A 15,998-nucleotide genomic window follows, 5' to 3' on the forward strand; every position below is an offset into this window, starting at 1 on the left:
GACCTCGTTGTTACCGGGAAGTAGCATCGGTCCTGTACCCACCGCATACCCGGTGGATCGCACCGATCCCGCACCCCAAGACTCAATCACCCGAGACTCCAATCAAGGGAGGCCACCTGTGCCCCGCACCCTTCATGAGGTCGTGTTCGTCGACGGAGTTCGCACGCCGTTCGGCAAGGCCGGCGACAAGGGCATGTATGCCCAGACGCGCGCCGACGACCTCGTCATCCGCTGCATCCGCGAGCTGATGCGCCGTCATCCCGAGCTCCCTCCGGAGCGCGTGGAAGAGGTCGCCATCGCCGCCACCACGCAGATCGGCGACCAGGGCCTCACGCTCGGGCGAATGGCTGCCCTCCTGTCCGGCCTGCCCAACACCACGCCCGGCTACTCGATCGACCGCATGTGCGCCGGTGCCATGACGGCCGTGACGACTGCGGCGAGCTCGATCGCGTTCGGCTCCATCGACATCGCCATCGCCGGGGGCGTCGAACACATGGGCCGCCACCCCATGGGTGAGGGTGTCGACCCCAACCCGCGGATCGTCGCGGAGAAGCTCGTCGACCCCTCCGCCCTGGTCATGGGTTCGACCGCCGAGAACCTGCACGACCGGTACCCCTCGATCACCAAGGACCGCAGCGACGCCTTTGCCGTCAGGTCCCAGGACAAGCTCGCCAAGGCCTACGCGAACGAGCAGATCCAGCCCGACCTCGTGCCGGTCGCCACGCGCCACCAGGAGCTGGGCTACGGCCTGGCCACCCGGGACGAGCCGCCGCGTCCAGGCACCACGGTCGAGGACCTGGCCTCGCTCAAGACGCCGTTCCGCCCGCACGGCAATGTCAGCGCCGGCAACTCGGCCGGGCTCAACGACGGTGCCACCGCGTGCATCCTCGCTTCGGAGCAGGCTGCCCAGGAGCTGGGCCTGCCCGTCAAGATGCGCCTCGTGGACTTTGCCTTCGTGGGGGTCGAACCCGAGGTCATGGGCATCGGCCCGGTCCCGGCGACCGAGAAGGCTCTCGCCAAGGCGGGCTTGTCGATCGAGGACATCGGCCTGTTCGAGCTCAACGAGGCCTTCGCCGTGCAGGTGCTGGCGTTCCTCGAGCACTTCGACATCGCCGACGACGACCCGCGTGTCAACCAGTACGGCGGCGCCATCGCGATCGGTCACCCGCTGGCCTCGTCGGGGGTGAGGCTGATGACCCAGCTGGCCCGACAGTTCGAGGAGCACCCGGAGGTGCGCTACGGGCTGACCGCCATGTGCATCGGGATCGGCATGGGCGCCAGCGTCATCTGGGAGAACCCACACCACGCTGACTACGGCCAGGAGGTTGCGGCATGAGCGAGCAGACACCGACGCAGACAGGGACCCAGACAGTGACGCAGACACCCGGGTTCGAGGAGGTCGTCACCCACACCCCGGTGCGCGACGTCGTCCTCCCCGGCAAGGCGGGAACCCTGGCGCTGGTCACGCTGGACAACGGCTTCGACCACACCAAGCCGAACACCTTCGGCCCGCAGACCATCGCCGGACTGAAGGCCACCATCGACGCCCTGCGCGCCCGCGCCGACGCCGGTGAGATCCAGGCGGTCGGGATCACCGGCAAGCCGTTCATCTTCGCCGTCGGCGCGGACCTCAAGGCCGTGTCGCAGGCGAGCGACCGCACGCAGGCGATCGAGGTCGCCCGCGCCGGTCACGCGGCCTTCGCGGCGATCATGGACCTGCCCGTCCCGACCTTCGCGTTCGTCAACGGTGCGGCCATGGGTGGCGGTGTGGAGATCGCACTGTCGGCCGACTACCGCACGATCTCCGCAGGGGTGCCCGCGCTCGCGCTGCCGGAGACCTTCCTCGGGCTCGTCCCGGGCTGGGGTGGCTGCTACCTGCTGCCCAACCTGGTCGGTCCGGCCAACGCCCTCAAGGTCATCATCGAGAACCCGATGAACACCAACCGCATGCTCAAGGGTCCGCAGGCCTTCGAGCTGGGAATCGCCGACGCGATGTTCGCACCGGCCGACTTCCTCGAGGAGTCGCTGCTGTGGGCGGCTGGGGTCCTCACGGGCGACACCGTCGTCGAGCGGACGACCAAGGAGGGCAACGGGATCTCCCGCGACAAGGCGGAGTGGGCAGGCGCCATCAAGGCCGCCAAGGGCCTGGTCGACCTCAAGACCGGCGGCAAGGCACCGGCGCCCTACCGCGCCCTGACCCTCGTCGAAGCAGCTCGCACCGCCACCCGCGACGAGGCCTTCGCTGCCGAGGACGAGGCGCTCGCCGACCTCGTCATGGGTGACGAGCTGCGCGCGGGGCTCTACTCCTTCGACCTGGTGCAGCGGCGGGCCAAGCGTCCCGCAGGCGCCCCTGACAAGGCATTGGCCCGCAAGGTCACCAAGGTGGGCATCGTCGGCGCCGGTCTCATGGCCAGCCAGCTGGCCCTGCTGTTCGCCCAACGTCTCGAGGTGCCGGTCGTGATGACCGACCTCGACGAGGAGCGGGTGGCCAAGGGAGTCGGTTACGTCCACGCCGAGGTCGACAAGCTGCTGGGCAAGCGGCGGGTCAGCCCCGACAAGGCCAACCGCCTCAAGGGCCTGGTCAGCGGCGCGACCTCCAAGGACGGCTTCGCCGACGCCGACTTCGTGATCGAGGCGGTGTTCGAGGAGATGTCCGTGAAGAAGACCGTCTGGGCCGAGGTGGAGGCGATCGTCACCCCCGAGTGTGTCCTGGCGACCAACACGTCGTCGCTCTCGATCACCGAGATGGCCGCGGAGCTGGCCCACCCCGAGCGGGTCGTCGGCTTCCACTTCTTCAACCCGGTCGCCGTCATGCCCCTGCTCGAGATCATCAAGGGCGAGCAGACCGACGACGCAACCCTGGCGACGGCGTTCGCCACCGGCAAGACGCTCAGGAAGACGACCATCCTGGTCAAGGACAGCCCGTCCTTCATCGTCAACCGCCTCCTCGGTCGCTTCATGGGCGAGGTGGCCAGGGTCGTCGACGAGGGCACCCCCATCGAGGTCGCCGATCGAGCCTTCGCCGGGCTTGCCCCGATGCCGCCGTTCATCCTGCTCGGCCTGGTCGGTCCGGCCATCGCCCTACACAACAACGAGACCCTGGCCAAGGCCTTCCCCGACCGCTTCTACGTCTCGGAGAACCTGCGCAAGGTCGTCGCGGCCAAGAAGCCGGCCATCTACCTCTGGCCCGAGGGCAAGCCGGTCGTCGACCCCGAGGTCGAGGCGCTCTTCGACAAGCCGGCCGACCCGGTCGTGCTGTCCACCGAGGAGGTCCGTGAGCGGGTGCTCGGCGTGCTCGCGGACGAGTCGCGTCGCATGCTCGACGAGGGCATCGTCGCGGCTCCGATGGACCTCGACCTGGCCATGATCACGGGCGCCGGGTTCCAGTTCTGGAACGGTGGCCTGACTCCCCTGCTCGACCGTGAGGGCGTGTCGGAGAAGGTGACCGGCCAGCGCTTCCTGCCACCGGGCGCTGCGAGCGTGCCGACCCTCGCGGGTTGATCTCCGGAATGTGAAATGAGCCTGACGGTTTCGTCAGGCTCATTTCACATTCCGCACTCGTGTCCCCGACCACGGGCGGTGGTGGAACGCGCAGGCCCCTGTGTGCTCGCCCACACAGGATCAGGCGGAACTGTGGCCTGCCACCACATGCTCGCGTGCTGACGGCCGACCTAGTCTCGCCTGATGCCGACGACGCCAGCGCTGCTCGACCTGTCCGGACGCACTGCGTTGGTGACCGGCGCCGCGAGCGGTATCGGGGCGGCCTGCGTGGAGCGGCTCGTGGCCGCCAAGGCGAGCGTGTATGCCGTGGACCTCGACGCCGAGGGCCTGACGAGGTTCGCCGGTGTCGGGGCTGTGGAGACCATTCCCGTCGACCTCGCCGACCTCGATGTGGTCGAGGGGCTGCCCGGCACGATCGACATCCTCGTCAACAACGCCGGCATCCAGCATGTCGCTCCGATCCAGGAGTTCCCCGTCGACACGTGGGACCTGATCATCCGGCTGATGCTGACCTCGCCGTTCCGGCTGACCCGGCGCGTGCTCCCGCACATGTACGCGCAGGGCTGGGGCCGGGTCGTCAACGTGTCGAGCGTGCACGGGCTTCGCGCCAGCCCCTACAAGGCGGCCTACGTGAGTGCCAAGCACGGGCTCGAGGGGCTGTCCAAGGTCACGGCGCTCGAGGGCGCCGAGCACGGAGTCACGAGCAACTGCGTGAACCCGGCCTATGTGCGGACCCCGCTGGTCGAGAAGCAGATCGCCGACCAGGCTCGCTCGCACGGCATCACCGAAGACGACGTGATCGGCAGGGTGATGCTCGAGCCCGTGGCCGTCAAGCGGCTCGTCGAGGCGGACGAGGTAGCCGAGCTCGTCGCCTTCCTCTGTGGCCCGGCCGCGGACTCGGTGTCCGGTTCGTCGTTCTCGATGGACGGCGGCTGGACCGCCCACTGAGGGGGTCCGGCGCCTAGGATCCGTGACGATGGACGCCCACGACCACTCCCCCGCGATGAGGCTGCTGCGCCTGCTCGCGGAGGGGGCGCCCGCGTCGGAGCTCGAGGCCCTCGGCCAGGACGCGGACGAGGCCGGAGAGTCAGGCGAGTCGGGGGAGGCACGTGAGCTGGCCCTTCGAGTGCGCGCCGCGTTCGACTCCCGCCGTCGTCGGGAGGCCGAGCTGACCGGCCTCGTGGAAACCGCTCGCGACCTCGCGGCCCTGCGCGACCCCAGCGGCATCCTCGAGGCGATCGTGCGCCGGGCACGTGCGTTGCTGGGCACCGACGTCGCGTACCTCACGCTGTTTGACCCCGAGGCCGGTGACACCTTCATGCGCGCGACCGACGGGTCGGTGAGCGCGGAGTTCCAGGAGGTCCGCCTGTCGCTGGGCGACGGCCTCGGCGGACTCGTCGCCTCGACGCGCAAGCCCTACTGGAGCGCGGACTACCTGCACGACCACAGGTTCCAGCACACGGGCACCATCGACAGCGCCGTCGGCGACGAGGGCCTGGTGTCGATCTGTGGCACACCGCTGGTGGTGGAGGACGAGTTCGTGGGCGTGCTGTTCGCCGCGAACCGCTCGCCCCGCCCGTTCTCGCCCGACCAGGTCGCCCTCCTCGGGTCCTTGGCGGCTCTGGCCGCCGTCTCGATCGTGCAGACCCGTAGCGCCGAGGAAGTCCGCCGGCACACCGCAGGTGTCGAGCGGGCCGCCGCGGCGCACGACCGGTTCGCCGAGCTGGTGCTGGCCGGAGGAGGTGTCGACGACATCACGAAGGCGCTGGGCGACCTGCTCGGCGGCTGGGTGGTGCTGCTCAACTCCGAGGGCGAGACCCTGAGCAGCCATGGCCCTGCCCCGTTGCCCGAGGACGGTGCTGGCGCGGCGCTCGCGCGCTCGTCGGTCGTCCGTGAGACGGAGGCCTCGGGTCGGCTGGCGCACGACGCCCTCAGCGACCAGTGGGCGATCGTCGTCAAGGCTCCACAGACCCCGTTGGGCATCCTCGTCCTCGGCGGGGTCGGGGTGCTCGACGACGCAGACCGGCGGACGGTCGAGCGGGCCTCGGTCGTCAGCGCGCTGGTCCTGCTGTTCGAGCGCACCGCTGCCGAGGCCGAGCAACGAGTTCGCACCGACCTCGTGGCCGACCTACTCAGTGGTCGTGGCGATCCCACCTCGCTGGCGAGTCGCGCCCGTGCCCAGGGAGTCGACCCGCACGCCGCCCACGCCGTGCTGGTGGCACACGCGGACGCAGACACCTCCCGTCGCACTCTCCTGCTGGCCGCCCACGCGGCGGCGGGGCACGGATCAGTGGTCGGCGAGCACGATGGACACGTGGTCGCGCTGCTCCCGTCGGACGACCCGCACCAGTCCGCCGCCGAGCTCGCCCGCCGGCTCAGCCGCCTGGCGACCGTGACCGTCGGCGCAGCGGGACCGACGACGCTGACCGAGGACGTCCCGGCCATCTGGCGCGAGGCGGTCCGCACCGTCTCGGCGCTGGTCTCCCTCGGGCTCGCGGGCACCGGTGCCAGTGCCGACCACCTGGGCTTCGCCGGACTCGTCGTGGGTTCGGCCCCGGACATCGGCGGCTACGTCCGCCAGCACCTGGGGCCGCTGCTCGACTACGACGCCCGTCGCGGGTCCGAGCTCGTGAAGACCCTGCAGGCCTACTTCGACGCCGGCGGCAGCCCTCGACACGCAGCCACCGACCTGCACGTGCACGTCAACACCGTCAGCCAGCGGCTGGAACGCATCTCCGCGCTCCTCGGACCGCACTGGCAGCGCCCCGACGACGCACTCGAGCTCCAGCTGGCACTGCGCCTGATGCGGCTCAGCGCAGGCGCGACGCCAAGGACGTAGCCACCGCGTCCGCGGTGAGCCCGACCTCTTCCAGCAGCTGCCCGCGTGAGGCGTGGTCGAGGAAGCGCTTGGGTATGCCGTGCACGTGCACCGGGACGTCGACGCCCGCGTCACGCAGCGCCAGCGTCACCGCAGCGCCCACTCCACCGCTGACGAGGTTGTCCTCCACGACGGCGACAGCTCCAGCCCGGCGAGCCATGGCCACGAGGTCGTCACTGACGGGCAACACCCAACGCGGGTCCACTGCGGTGACCGAATGTCCCTGCGCCTCGAGCTTTCCCGCGATCTCGACCGCCATGGCGGCAAACGCACCCACACCGACGAGCAGGAGGTCGCACGCCTGGGCCGAGGTCTCGTGGAGCACGTCGACCACCCCTTCCTGACGCACGGCCGCCACGGCGGGTCCCACGTCGCCCTTGGGGAAACGGATCACCGTCGGACCATCCGTGACGTCGATCGCCTCGCGGAGCTGGCGCTTGACCTGGTCACCGTCACGAGGAGCAGCCAGTCGAAGGCCAGGGACCACCGAGGCGATGGTCATGTCCCACATGCCGTTGTGGGAGGCGCCGTCGCTGCCGGTGATCCCGGCGCGGTCGAGGACGAACGTGACGCCCGCCCGGTGCAGGGCGCAGTCCATGAGCAGCTGGTCGAAGGCCCGGTTGAGGAAGGTGGCGTAGACCGCGACAACCGGATGCAGGCCGGCATACGCGAGGCCGCTCGCCATGGTGACGGCGTGCTGCTCGGCGATGCCGACGTCGAAGACGCGATCGGGGTAGGCGGCGGCGAAGCCGTCGAGGCCGACGGGGATGAGCATCGCGGCGGTGAGCGCGACGACGTCCTTGCGCTCGCTCCCGATGGCTACCATCTCGTCGTTGAACTCGTCGGTCCAGATCCTCCCGCTCACCTCGAACGGCAGTCCCGTCTCGGGGTTGAACTTGCCGATGGCGTGCCACTGGTCGCCCTCGTGCTGACGCGCCGGGTCGTAGCCGCGGCCCTTCTCGGTGATGACGTGGACGAGCACCGGGCCACCGAAGGCCCGCGCCCTCCGCAGGGCGGACTCGACGGCCTGCTCGTCGTGGCCGTCGACGGGACCGAGGTACTTGAGGCCGAGGTCCTCGAACATCCCCTGCGGGGCGACGATGTCCTTGATTCCCTTCTTCACGCCGTGGAGGGTCTCGTACATCGCTCCCCCGACGACCGGCGTGCGGCTCAGCGTGTTCTTGCCCCAGTCGAGGAAGCGCTCGTAGCCGCGGGTCGTGCGCAGGGTGGCGAGGTGGTCGGCGAGTCCGCCGATCGTCGGAGCGTAGGACCGCTCGTTGTCGTTGACGACGATGGTGAGTGGCAGGTCCTTGTCTGCGGCGATGTTGTTGATCGCCTCCCAGGCCATCCCTCCCGTGAGCGCCCCGTCGCCGATCACCGCGACGGTATGCCGCCCGTGCTCGCCGCGCAGCCGTCTCGCCTTCGCGATGCCGTCGGCCCAGGACAGTGCGGTGGAGGCGTGCGAGTTCTCGACGACATCGTGCTCGGACTCGGCGCGACTGGGGTAGCCGGACAGGCCGCCCTGCTTCTTGAGCTTGCTGAAGTCATGACGACCCGTGAGCAGCTTGTGGACGTAGGACTGGTGGCCCGTGTCGAAGACGATGGCGTCCCGGGGGCTGTCGAAGACCCGGTGCAGTGCGATCGTCAGCTCGACGACACCGAGGTTGGGACCGAGGTGGCCACCGGTCTTCGAGACCGACTCGACCAGGAAGTCCCGGATCTCCTGGGCGAGGCCGGGGAGCTGGGCAGGCTTCAACGCCTTGAGATCGGCCGGGCCGTTGATGGTCTCGAGCAGTCCCACGCGCACCGTCCTTTCTGTTTGCGGTCGACACAGGGGGTCCTCTGTCTGCAGGGGAACCGCCCGAGTCTATGCGCCCTGCCTGATCTCGACCTCCTGCGGCACCCCGGTCACCTGGACCTCGCCGTCACGCGTCACCGTGACCGTGAACCCGGCCCCGCCCAGCCGCAGTCCCTCGACGTGCAGCGCGCCGAACGCGGTGGGCCGGATCGGGTCGACGTGCAGGACACCGGCGGGCAGGTCTGCGCGAAGTCCCAGGGCCACGGTGAGGACGGCGCCCGCCGAGGCCGCCGACCACGCCTGCGGACGGCATGAAGCAGGGTAGGGCGACGGCCGGCCCAGCATGGGCAGCCCGGAGTAGAGCTCGGGCCAGCGGTAGTCGAAGGCCTCGCCCGAGGCCACGAGTGCGTGGACGACGCGAGCGGCCTCTGCTTGGAGGCCCTCGCGGGCCAGTCCGAGCGCGACGATCGCGGAGTCGTGGGTCCACACCGAGCCCGTGTGGTAGCCGATCGGGTTGAACCCGCCGTTCCCGGTGCCCAAGGTGCGCACCCCGAAGGTGTCGAGCAGCTCAGGGCCCGTGACGGTCGCGCCCACGGCGGTGGCTTCGGCCCGGTCGAGCGCACCGGTGCCCAGCGCGTGGCCCATGTTGGAGCCGAGCCCGTCGACGGGTTTTCCCGAGCCGTCCAGCGCCATGGCCAGGTATCGCCCGGCGTCGCCGTCCACCCAGAAGGCCGCCCGGACCCGGTCGCGCAGGGCCTGTGCCTCGGCGCGGGCCCGGTCGCCACCCGTCTCAGCCAGCGCGTCGAGGAGGTCGGCGGCGCCGACGAGGGCCTCCACGGCATACGCCTGCGCCTCGACGAGGGCGATCGGGGCCTCGGCCACGCGACCGTCACGCATCCGCATCGAGTCGCCGGAGTCCTTCCACCCCTGGTTGGCCAGGCCGTGGCCCGTGGTGTCGAGGTACTTGAGGAAGCCGTCGTCGTCGGGCTGTCCGTCTCCGGTCAGCCAGGTCAGGGCTGCCCGGAGGTTCGGCAGGAGCGCCCGCACCTGCGTCTCCGGCAAGCCCCAACGCCAGGCCTCGACGAGGAGGGTCACCCAGAGCGCGGTCGCGTCGACGGTGCCGTAGTAGAGGGGCGGGAGGGACAGGTCACCCTTGCGCGGTGACCCCACGTATGCCGTGCGCCGCACCTCGTGCGCGATCTTGCCGGGCTGCTCGGCGGAGTCGGCGTCGTAGCCCTTCCCCTGACGGCGGGCCAGGGCACGCAAGGTGCCGGCCGCGAGCTCGGTGCCGAACGGAAGCATCATCCGCGCGGTCCAGATCGAGTCGCGACCGAAAAGCGTGAGATACCAGGGCGATCCGGCAGCAGCGAAGACATCGGTCGGGTCGAGCGGGTCCCGCAGCAGGAGGTGCCTGAGGTCGTCGACCGACTGGGTGACGAGCGGGCCGAGGCGCGGGTCGTCGGCAACGACACGGATGGCGTCCCAGTGCACCCCATCACTGCCGGGGTCGGCGTCGAACTCCGAGGCGGCCGTCCGGCTCGGGGTGATGGTGACACGGAACAGCTGGCTCTCCCCCGGCTCCACCACGACCTGGTGTTCGACGACAGCCCGGTCGGGAGCGAGCTCGAGCGAGTCGGGCGCGGGGTGGAAGTCGACCGTCGTGAGGTGACGCGGGGTGGTGAAGGTGACGACACCGTTGCCCGCGCCCTGGGGCGCGACGGGACGGACCGCGGGGGCGTCGACGGCGCCGTACTTCACCTGGGCGATGGAAACCCCGTCGGACCCGAGCTCGAGCCGCAGCGCCGCTCGGACTGTCTGGGCGGCACGCGAAGTGACGGTGATGTCTTCACGCATGGCGCCGTCGGCGAGGGTGCGCACACGGCGGACCTCGACGGTGGGGTCCGCGCCCACGTCGCCGAGCCCCCGGGCGGCGCCGAAGAACTCAGCGACGGCTCCGCCTGCCCCTGCGGCCACCGCGCTGGGGGCTTCGCCGGACACGGTCAGCTCGAGGCGCGAGAGCACCCGGACGTCGTCGACGAACAGGCCGTGGCCCGAGTCGGGACGCAGGTCGCCATCCGCCGCCGACAGCGCCGTCGCGTTGCCGTTGACGATGATCGACACGTCGTGCAGCCACGGTTGGCGTGGCGTCTGCTCGGTGTTCAAGCGGTCCTCACTCTCGGGACGAGCCGTGCGTGGGTCGCCACGATCATGCCGCCATGATCTCTGGTCCTTTCGCCGGGGTCCCTTGACGACGATCCCGTCGTGGGCCATTCTCAGACTAGTTTGAACGTTCAAATCGGGCCACCTCACCACAACGTGGCGCAGAACGAACACGCGCAAGGGAGCGGATGTGGCAGGTGGTTCCGGGCAGTCCCGCGAGCGAGCGACGATCATCGACGTCGCCGCTGCCGCCGGGGTCTCGCGCCAGACCGTCAGCAACACCCTCAACAACCCGGACCGGGTGGCCCCCGACACGTTGCGCAGGGTGCACCGCGAGATCGAGCGACTCGGGTTCTCGCCCAACGCTGCGGCCCAGCAGCTGCGCCGACGCAAGGCGTCTGCCTACGGCTTCGAGGTCAACCCCTCGGGTGTCGGCCGGATGGGGCACATCCTCGATGGCTTCCTGGTCGAGCTCACCGTCGCGGCGCCGGGTCACAGCAGCCACCTCGTGACCTTCGCCCCCGACCTGTCGGACCTCCTGGACGGCTACGACCAGATCCTGTCCACCGGCCTCGTCGACGGCTTCATCCTCGGTGACACCCGGCACGGTGACCCACGGCCGGCCTGGCTCCTCGCGAACGACGTGCCCTTCGTGACCTTCGGCAGGATCTGGGACGACCCCGAGATGGGCCGCTGGGTGGACGTCGACGGCCGAGCCGGCATGGAGCTGGCGGTCGAGCACCTCGTCGCCCAGGGCTACACCTCCATCGCCTACCTGGGGTGGCCCGACGGGTCCCCGGTCGGCGACGACCGGCGCCGAGGGTGGCTCTCCGGGTTGGCCGACGCCGGGCTCGCGGGCAGCGCCATCGCCGAGGAGGCCGTGCAGGAGCTCACCGCGGCGACCGTCGCAGCGGAGCGGCTCCTCGACCGCCTGCCCTCGGGAGGCGCCATCCTCTGCGCCTCCGACCTCCTCGCACTCGGGGCGCTGCGCGCCGTCCGCAACCACGGGCTCGAGCCGGGCCGCGACATCGGTGTCGTCGGCTTCGACGACAGCGACGTCGCCGAAGCCCTGCAGCTGACCAGCCTGCGCCAGCCGCTGCAGGACGCGGCCGCCCATGCGTGGCGGATCGTCCAGGCCAAGGGCACCGACCTCTCTCTGACCGCGCTGCTCGCACCGACCCTCACCGTCCGGGCGAGCACCACCCCCACCGGTTTCCCACCCCCCACACCGTCCCCCACCCGGGTGGACGGCACACGTATCCCTGAGGAGCAGCAATGAGGCGCACCCCATTTCTTGCCGTCGCCGCGACGGCCACCACCATGCTGGCGATGAGCGCCTGCGGCGGAGGCGGCGGCTTCAGCAGCGGCTCGGCCACGCAGAACACCAAGAAGGGCCCGGTGCACCTGACCGTGATGATCGGCAGCTCCGGTGACGCCGAGACGACAGCGGTCAAGGCGGCGACAGCAGCGTGGGCGTCCAAGTCCGGCAACACCGTCGAGGTCATCGCCGCCTCCGACCTCGGCCAGCAGTTGGGTCAGGCGTTCGCCAGCTCGAGTCCGCCCGACGTCTTCTACACCGACGCGTCCAAGATCGGCACCTACGCCAAGGCCGGCAACCTCTTCCCCTACGGCGACCAGGTCAAGGATGCCGGCTTCGTCGACTCGCTGGTGAAGTCATTCACCTACGACAACAAGTTCTACTGCGCCCCCAAGGACTCCTCGACCCTGGCGCTGGAGATCAACACCGACATGTGGAAGGCCGCTGGGCTCACCGACGCCGACTACCCCAAGGACTGGGCGGGCCTGGAGTCCGTTGCCACGAAGCTGACCAAGGGCAACGTCACCGGTCTGGTCATCGGCAACGACATCAACCGCTCCGGCGCCTTCATGAGGCAGGCCGGGGGCTGGGTCGTGACCGACGGCAAGATGAGCGCCGACGCGGCTGGCAACCTCCAGGGCCTCCAGGAGGTCCAGAAGATGATGAAGGCGGGCGTCCTCAAGTTCAACACGCAGACCAAGCCGGCCGCCGGCTGGGGCGGGGAGGCCTTCGGCAAGGGCCTTGCTGCCATGACGATGGAGGGCAACTGGATCGCGGGTGGCATGAAGGACTACCCGAAGGTCAAGTACACGACCGTCGAGATGCCGGCCGGCCCGGCAGGCAAGGGCACCCTGACGTTCACCAACTGCTGGGGCGTCGCAGCCAAGTCCCCCAACCAGGCCGCCGCCGTCGACCTGATCAAGAGCCTCATCACGCCCGACCAGCAGATGAAGTTCGCGGACGCCTTCGGCGTCATGCCGTCGACGACGCAGGGCCTGCAGCAGTTCGCCACGAAGTACCCGGACAGCAAGGCGTTCGTCGACGGCGCGGCATACGGTCAGGGCCCGGTCAACCTGGCTGGTCTCGATGACGTCATGTCGAAGTTCAACAGCCAGCTGGGGACCATGACCGGGACCTCCGGCGACCCGAAGGCCTGGCTGAGCGACCTCCAGAAGAACGGCAGCTCAGCGCTCGGAGGCTGAGCCCGCACGTCAGTGGGTGGCGCGCGAAGCCCGTTCTTCCTGCGCCACCCACTGTCCGCCCCGTTTCCGCCACCCCACTGCACGACGGACCAGGAGGACCCATGTCCCTGATCGGCGATACAAGCGCAGGGACCAGCCCGCAGGCCCTGGTCACGCAGACGGCGGTGGCCACGGCGAAGCCACCGCGCCGCGGCAGCAGCGGGCTGCGCGGACGCGAGGGGATCGCCGGGTGGTTGTTCGTCAGCCCGATGATCGTCATCCTCGGGCTGTTCCTGGTGATCCCCATCGTGATGGCGCTCTGGGTCAGCCTCACCAACTGGAACGGCTCGGTGGACCCGTTCCATACCGGCCCCGGAGCCGAGTTCGTCGGCGCCAAGAACTACACGGACCTGATCGCCAAGGACGGCCTGACCCGGTCCAACTTCATGCAGTCGATCGGCAACACCTTCTGGTACGTCCTGTTCGTGGTCCCGCTGCAGACGGTGCTCGCCCTCGGGCTGGCGCTGCTGGTCAACAACCGGCTGCTCAAGGCCAGGAGCTTCTTCCGGACCGCGTTCTACTTCCCGTCAGTCACGAGCTCGATCGCGATCTCGACGGTCTTCCTCTTCCTGTTCTCGAGCACGGGCGCGGTCAACTCGCTCCTTGGCGCGCTGGGCCTGGGCCAGCCGAACTGGTTCACCGACGACCGGGGCCTCGTCCGCCTGCTGTTCAACACGGTCGGGGTGGACAACCCCGGCTGGGGACAGCACGAGGTCCTCGGCCGCTCCATCTGGGACTGGGTGTCCGGGCCGTCCGTGGCCCTCACCGTGATCATCATCCTGGTCGTGTGGACCACGTCCGGGACGTTCATGCTGATGTTCATCGCCTCCCTGCAGGACCTGCCGGTCGAGGTCGACGAGGCGGCGGCGCTCGACGGCGCCACCGGCTGGCAGAAGCTCAGGCACGTCACCATCCCCATGATCAAGCCGGCACTGTTCCTGGTGCTCACCCTGGGTCTCATCGGCACCTGGCAGGTGTTCGACCAGATCTACGTCATGGGCGCTGGCGCACCCAACGGCACGACCCTGACGCCGGCCTTCCTGAGCTACCAGCAGAGCTTCAAGAACTTCAAGTACGGCTCGGGTGCCGCGATGGCGTTCGTGGTCTTCGTGATCATCGTCGTCCTCACCTCGCTGCAGCGCCGGGCACTGACCGACAAGGACGAGCGCAGACCCCTCCTCGGGCGACGGAAGAAGGTCGGTCGATGAGCTCCCGCACCAGCCCCGCCAAGCAGGCGCTCCTGTACGCCGCCGTCGTGCTGTTCGCGGTGTTCTTCATCTACCCGTTCTTCATCCAGATCGCGACGTCGTTCAAGTCCGACCCGGACGCGGCAGCCAACCCGTTGTCCCTCATCCCCAACCCGTTCGACCTGCATGCCTGGAATAACATCTTCGGCCAGGGCGCGGCACACGTCCCCGCGACCACGTGGATCAAGAACTCGGTCCTCATCGCGGTCGTGGTGACGGGCGCCCGCGTCTTCCTCGACAGCTTGGCCGGATATGCCCTGTCACGACTGCAGTTTCGCGGTCGCGGCTTCGTCTTCGCCGCGCTGCTGGCCGTGATGGCGGTTCCGGGCGTGGCCCTGCTCATCCCCAAGTTCCTCATGGTGAACTACCTGGGCATCTACGACACCTACACCGCCATGATCCTGCCCCTCATCGTGGATGGCGCCGGCGTCTTCATCATGAAGCAGTTCTTCGACTCGGTCCCCATCTCGATCGAGGAGGCCGCCCGGATGGATGGTGCCAGCATCTTCCGGACGTTCTGGTCGGTGGTGCTCCCCATGGCGCGTCCGGCCCTGATCACCCTGACCATCCTGTCGTTCCAGGGCTCGTGGAACGAGTTCTCGCACTTCCTCGTGGTCACCCGTGGGACACCGGATCACATGACTCTGGTCACGGGCCTGGCCAGCCTCACGAGCGGCCAGCTCGGGGCCGGGACGCAGTACCCACTGAAATTGGCGGCAGCCCTGCTCACCACCATCCCGGTGGCTATCCTGTTCTTCTCCTTGCAGCGCTACTTCGTGCGTGGCGCGAACGAGGGGGGCGTCAAGGGCTGAGGCCCACGAGTGGAGCCAGTCGCACGGACCCGGACGGGCTCCACTCCCCCAGTACCCCGGCTGGGCGCGCGTGCACCCCCGTCCCGCGCGCCCAGTCGGCCTGAGTGAACCAGCACTGGTATGCCGGCGTCCCGGCGTCGCGTTCGGCTCACCTCACAGCCGCGGCACGTAGCGCTTTCCCTGCAAGGCGTCGTAGACCAGTCCCGCGCTGCGTCGAGCCGCGAGGAGGCGGACGCCCTCCGCCTCGAGGTCGGCCAGGACCTGCGCCAGACCATCGGTCGTCAGGTGCTCCCCGAGCTCGACCCGCACCTCCCGATAGGCCTGACGCATCGCCACCAGCTGCGCATCGATGTGCTGGGTCGTCACCCAGGCCAGGGCGACGGGCTGACGACGCCACCCGGCATACAGGCGGTACTCGGACGGGCAGAAGTCCAGCAGCCACGACACCGCCGGCACCTGCCAGCCAGTCGACTCCGGCGGCGGAACCAGCGGGGGCCAACCCGGCGGCACCGCCGCACTGGGCCCCTTGTGGACCTGCGGACCCGGGCTGAGGCGGCGGCCCGGGTCAGGAGCGCGGCCGGCTGACGTGGGCATCCACGACCGCACATGATTCGAACATGTGTTCGAGTATAGGCGATGGCCGAGGCGACAGACAGGCATCTCACCGAACAGCGCCGCGGGACGTGCCCCGTTGGCCGCCCTGGCAACGCGGTCCGGCTCAGCCGCGCTCGGCGCGAGGCGGGGCGGCGAACGCACGGTCAGCCTGCGCGCTGACCTCACGGCGCCGCTCGAGCGGGACATCACGCCAGTCGACACCGAGCAGGGCCGCGTCCAACGACCACAACAGCATCGTGTGCCGCGGAGCGCCCGCGTGGACCGCCCTGAGGTAGGCCTCGACGGGACCCAGCCGATCGAGCTCGTCGGGCGTCTCGATGCCCGCCGCGAGCAGCATCGCCTCACTCGCCGGCCCGAGGTTGGGCAGGTCGCGCAGGCGTTGAGGCATCACCTCGCCAGTCTGGAGCGCGACCCCCGGCAGGGGGAAG

At 69.7% G+C, this 15,998-nt stretch carries 12 protein-coding genes; 8 read left to right on the forward strand and 4 right to left on the reverse strand.

All coding sequences use genetic code 11. The features are described from left to right. Positions 1 to 118: 118 nt before the first annotated feature. The 4 genes from AC1DXJ_RS15185 (at position 119) to AC1DXJ_RS15200 (ending at position 6,340) form a co-directional block, all read left to right on the forward strand. The gene (locus AC1DXJ_RS15185; RefSeq protein ID WP_477613134.1) at positions 119 to 1,336 is read left to right on the forward strand and encodes a thiolase family protein; all 1,218 of its coding nucleotides are present in this window, start codon (positions 119 to 121) and stop codon (positions 1,334 to 1,336) included. After that, positions 1,333 to 3,501: a 3-hydroxyacyl-CoA dehydrogenase NAD-binding domain-containing protein gene (locus tag AC1DXJ_RS15190; RefSeq protein WP_477637404.1), complete on the forward strand. Its 2,169-nt coding sequence runs from the start codon at positions 1,333 to 1,335 to the stop codon at positions 3,499 to 3,501. The genes AC1DXJ_RS15185 and AC1DXJ_RS15190 overlap by 4 nt, the downstream gene beginning before the upstream one ends. Positions 3,502 to 3,684: 183 nt before the next feature. Further along, positions 3,685 to 4,449 carry a 3-hydroxybutyrate dehydrogenase gene (locus AC1DXJ_RS15195; protein ID WP_477613136.1) on the forward strand — a complete coding sequence of 255 codons (765 nt, stop codon included), beginning with the start codon at positions 3,685 to 3,687 and terminating at the stop codon, positions 4,447 to 4,449. A gap of 28 nt (positions 4,450 to 4,477) precedes the next feature. Continuing rightward, positions 4,478 to 6,340, forward strand: a complete 1,863-nt coding sequence (locus AC1DXJ_RS15200; protein WP_477632268.1) for a helix-turn-helix domain-containing protein — start codon at positions 4,478 to 4,480, stop codon at positions 6,338 to 6,340. Here AC1DXJ_RS15200 and dxs read toward each other — a convergent pair. Both dxs and AC1DXJ_RS15210 read right to left on the reverse strand, forming a co-directional pair. Further along, on the reverse strand, positions 6,312 to 8,180 hold the full coding sequence (gene dxs, locus AC1DXJ_RS15205; protein WP_477637405.1) for a 1-deoxy-D-xylulose-5-phosphate synthase: 1,869 nt from the start codon (positions 8,178 to 8,180) through the stop codon (positions 6,312 to 6,314). The two genes, AC1DXJ_RS15200 and dxs, sit on opposite strands and share 29 nt — an antisense overlap. 66 nt (positions 8,181 to 8,246) lie before the next feature. Further along, positions 8,247 to 10,340, reverse strand: coding sequence for a glycogen debranching N-terminal domain-containing protein (locus tag AC1DXJ_RS15210; protein ID WP_477637406.1), 2,094 nt, complete (start codon positions 10,338 to 10,340; stop codon positions 8,247 to 8,249). Between the two features lie 187 nt (positions 10,341 to 10,527). On the opposite strand from AC1DXJ_RS15210, the gene AC1DXJ_RS15215 reads away from it, so the two are divergent. From AC1DXJ_RS15215 to AC1DXJ_RS15230, 4 genes are all read left to right on the forward strand, one after another. Further along, positions 10,528 to 11,616 (forward strand): LacI family DNA-binding transcriptional regulator, encoded by a 1,089-nt coding sequence (locus AC1DXJ_RS15215; protein ID WP_477637407.1) that lies wholly within the window; start codon positions 10,528 to 10,530, stop codon positions 11,614 to 11,616. After that, positions 11,613 to 12,857: a sugar ABC transporter substrate-binding protein gene (locus AC1DXJ_RS15220; protein ID WP_477637408.1), complete on the forward strand. Its 1,245-nt coding sequence runs from the start codon at positions 11,613 to 11,615 to the stop codon at positions 12,855 to 12,857. The genes AC1DXJ_RS15215 and AC1DXJ_RS15220 overlap by 4 nt, the downstream gene beginning before the upstream one ends. A gap of 101 nt (positions 12,858 to 12,958) precedes the next feature. Further along, positions 12,959 to 14,104 carry a carbohydrate ABC transporter permease gene (locus AC1DXJ_RS15225; RefSeq protein WP_477637409.1) on the forward strand — a complete coding sequence of 382 codons (1,146 nt, stop codon included), beginning with the start codon at positions 12,959 to 12,961 and terminating at the stop codon, positions 14,102 to 14,104. Beyond that, positions 14,101 to 14,955 carry a carbohydrate ABC transporter permease gene (locus tag AC1DXJ_RS15230; protein ID WP_477637410.1) on the forward strand — a complete coding sequence of 285 codons (855 nt, stop codon included), beginning with the start codon at positions 14,101 to 14,103 and terminating at the stop codon, positions 14,953 to 14,955. The genes AC1DXJ_RS15225 and AC1DXJ_RS15230 overlap by 4 nt, the downstream gene beginning before the upstream one ends. Positions 14,956 to 15,108: 153 nt before the next feature. Here AC1DXJ_RS15230 and AC1DXJ_RS15235 read toward each other — a convergent pair whose 3' ends face one another. Together AC1DXJ_RS15235 and AC1DXJ_RS15240 are read right to left on the reverse strand one after the other, a co-directional pair. After that, entirely contained in the window at positions 15,109 to 15,402 is a 294-nt protein-coding gene (locus AC1DXJ_RS15235; protein WP_477637411.1) for a hypothetical protein, read from the reverse strand. Positions 15,403 to 15,673: 271 nt separating this feature from the next. Further along, complete coding sequence (locus tag AC1DXJ_RS15240) at positions 15,674 to 15,958, reverse strand: TfoX/Sxy family protein (protein WP_477613430.1); 285 nt, start codon at positions 15,956 to 15,958, stop codon at positions 15,674 to 15,676. Positions 15,959 to 15,998 lie beyond the last annotated feature (40 nt).

This window comes from Pedococcus sp. P2_D9, assembly GCF_056404275.1.

Bases quoted from the DNA above. Each gene is read 5' to 3' on its own strand.
- AC1DXJ_RS15230 (WP_477637410.1), top strand. From the start codon at position 14,101: ATGAGCTCCCGCACCAGCCCCGCCAAGCAGGCGCTCCTGTACGCCGCC.
- AC1DXJ_RS15195 (WP_477613136.1), top strand. From the start codon at position 3,685: ATGCCGACGACGCCAGCGCTGCTCGACCTGTCCGGACGCACTGCGTTG.
- AC1DXJ_RS15200 (WP_477632268.1), top strand. From the start codon at position 4,478: ATGGACGCCCACGACCACTCCCCCGCGATGAGGCTGCTGCGCCTGCTC.
- AC1DXJ_RS15240 (WP_477613430.1), bottom strand. From the start codon at position 15,958: ATGCCTCAACGCCTGCGCGACCTGCCCAACCTCGGGCCGGCGAGTGAG.
- AC1DXJ_RS15190 (WP_477637404.1), top strand. From the start codon at position 1,333: ATGAGCGAGCAGACACCGACGCAGACAGGGACCCAGACAGTGACGCAG.
- AC1DXJ_RS15220 (WP_477637408.1), top strand. From the start codon at position 11,613: ATGAGGCGCACCCCATTTCTTGCCGTCGCCGCGACGGCCACCACCATG.
- AC1DXJ_RS15225 (WP_477637409.1), top strand. From the start codon at position 12,959: ATGTCCCTGATCGGCGATACAAGCGCAGGGACCAGCCCGCAGGCCCTG.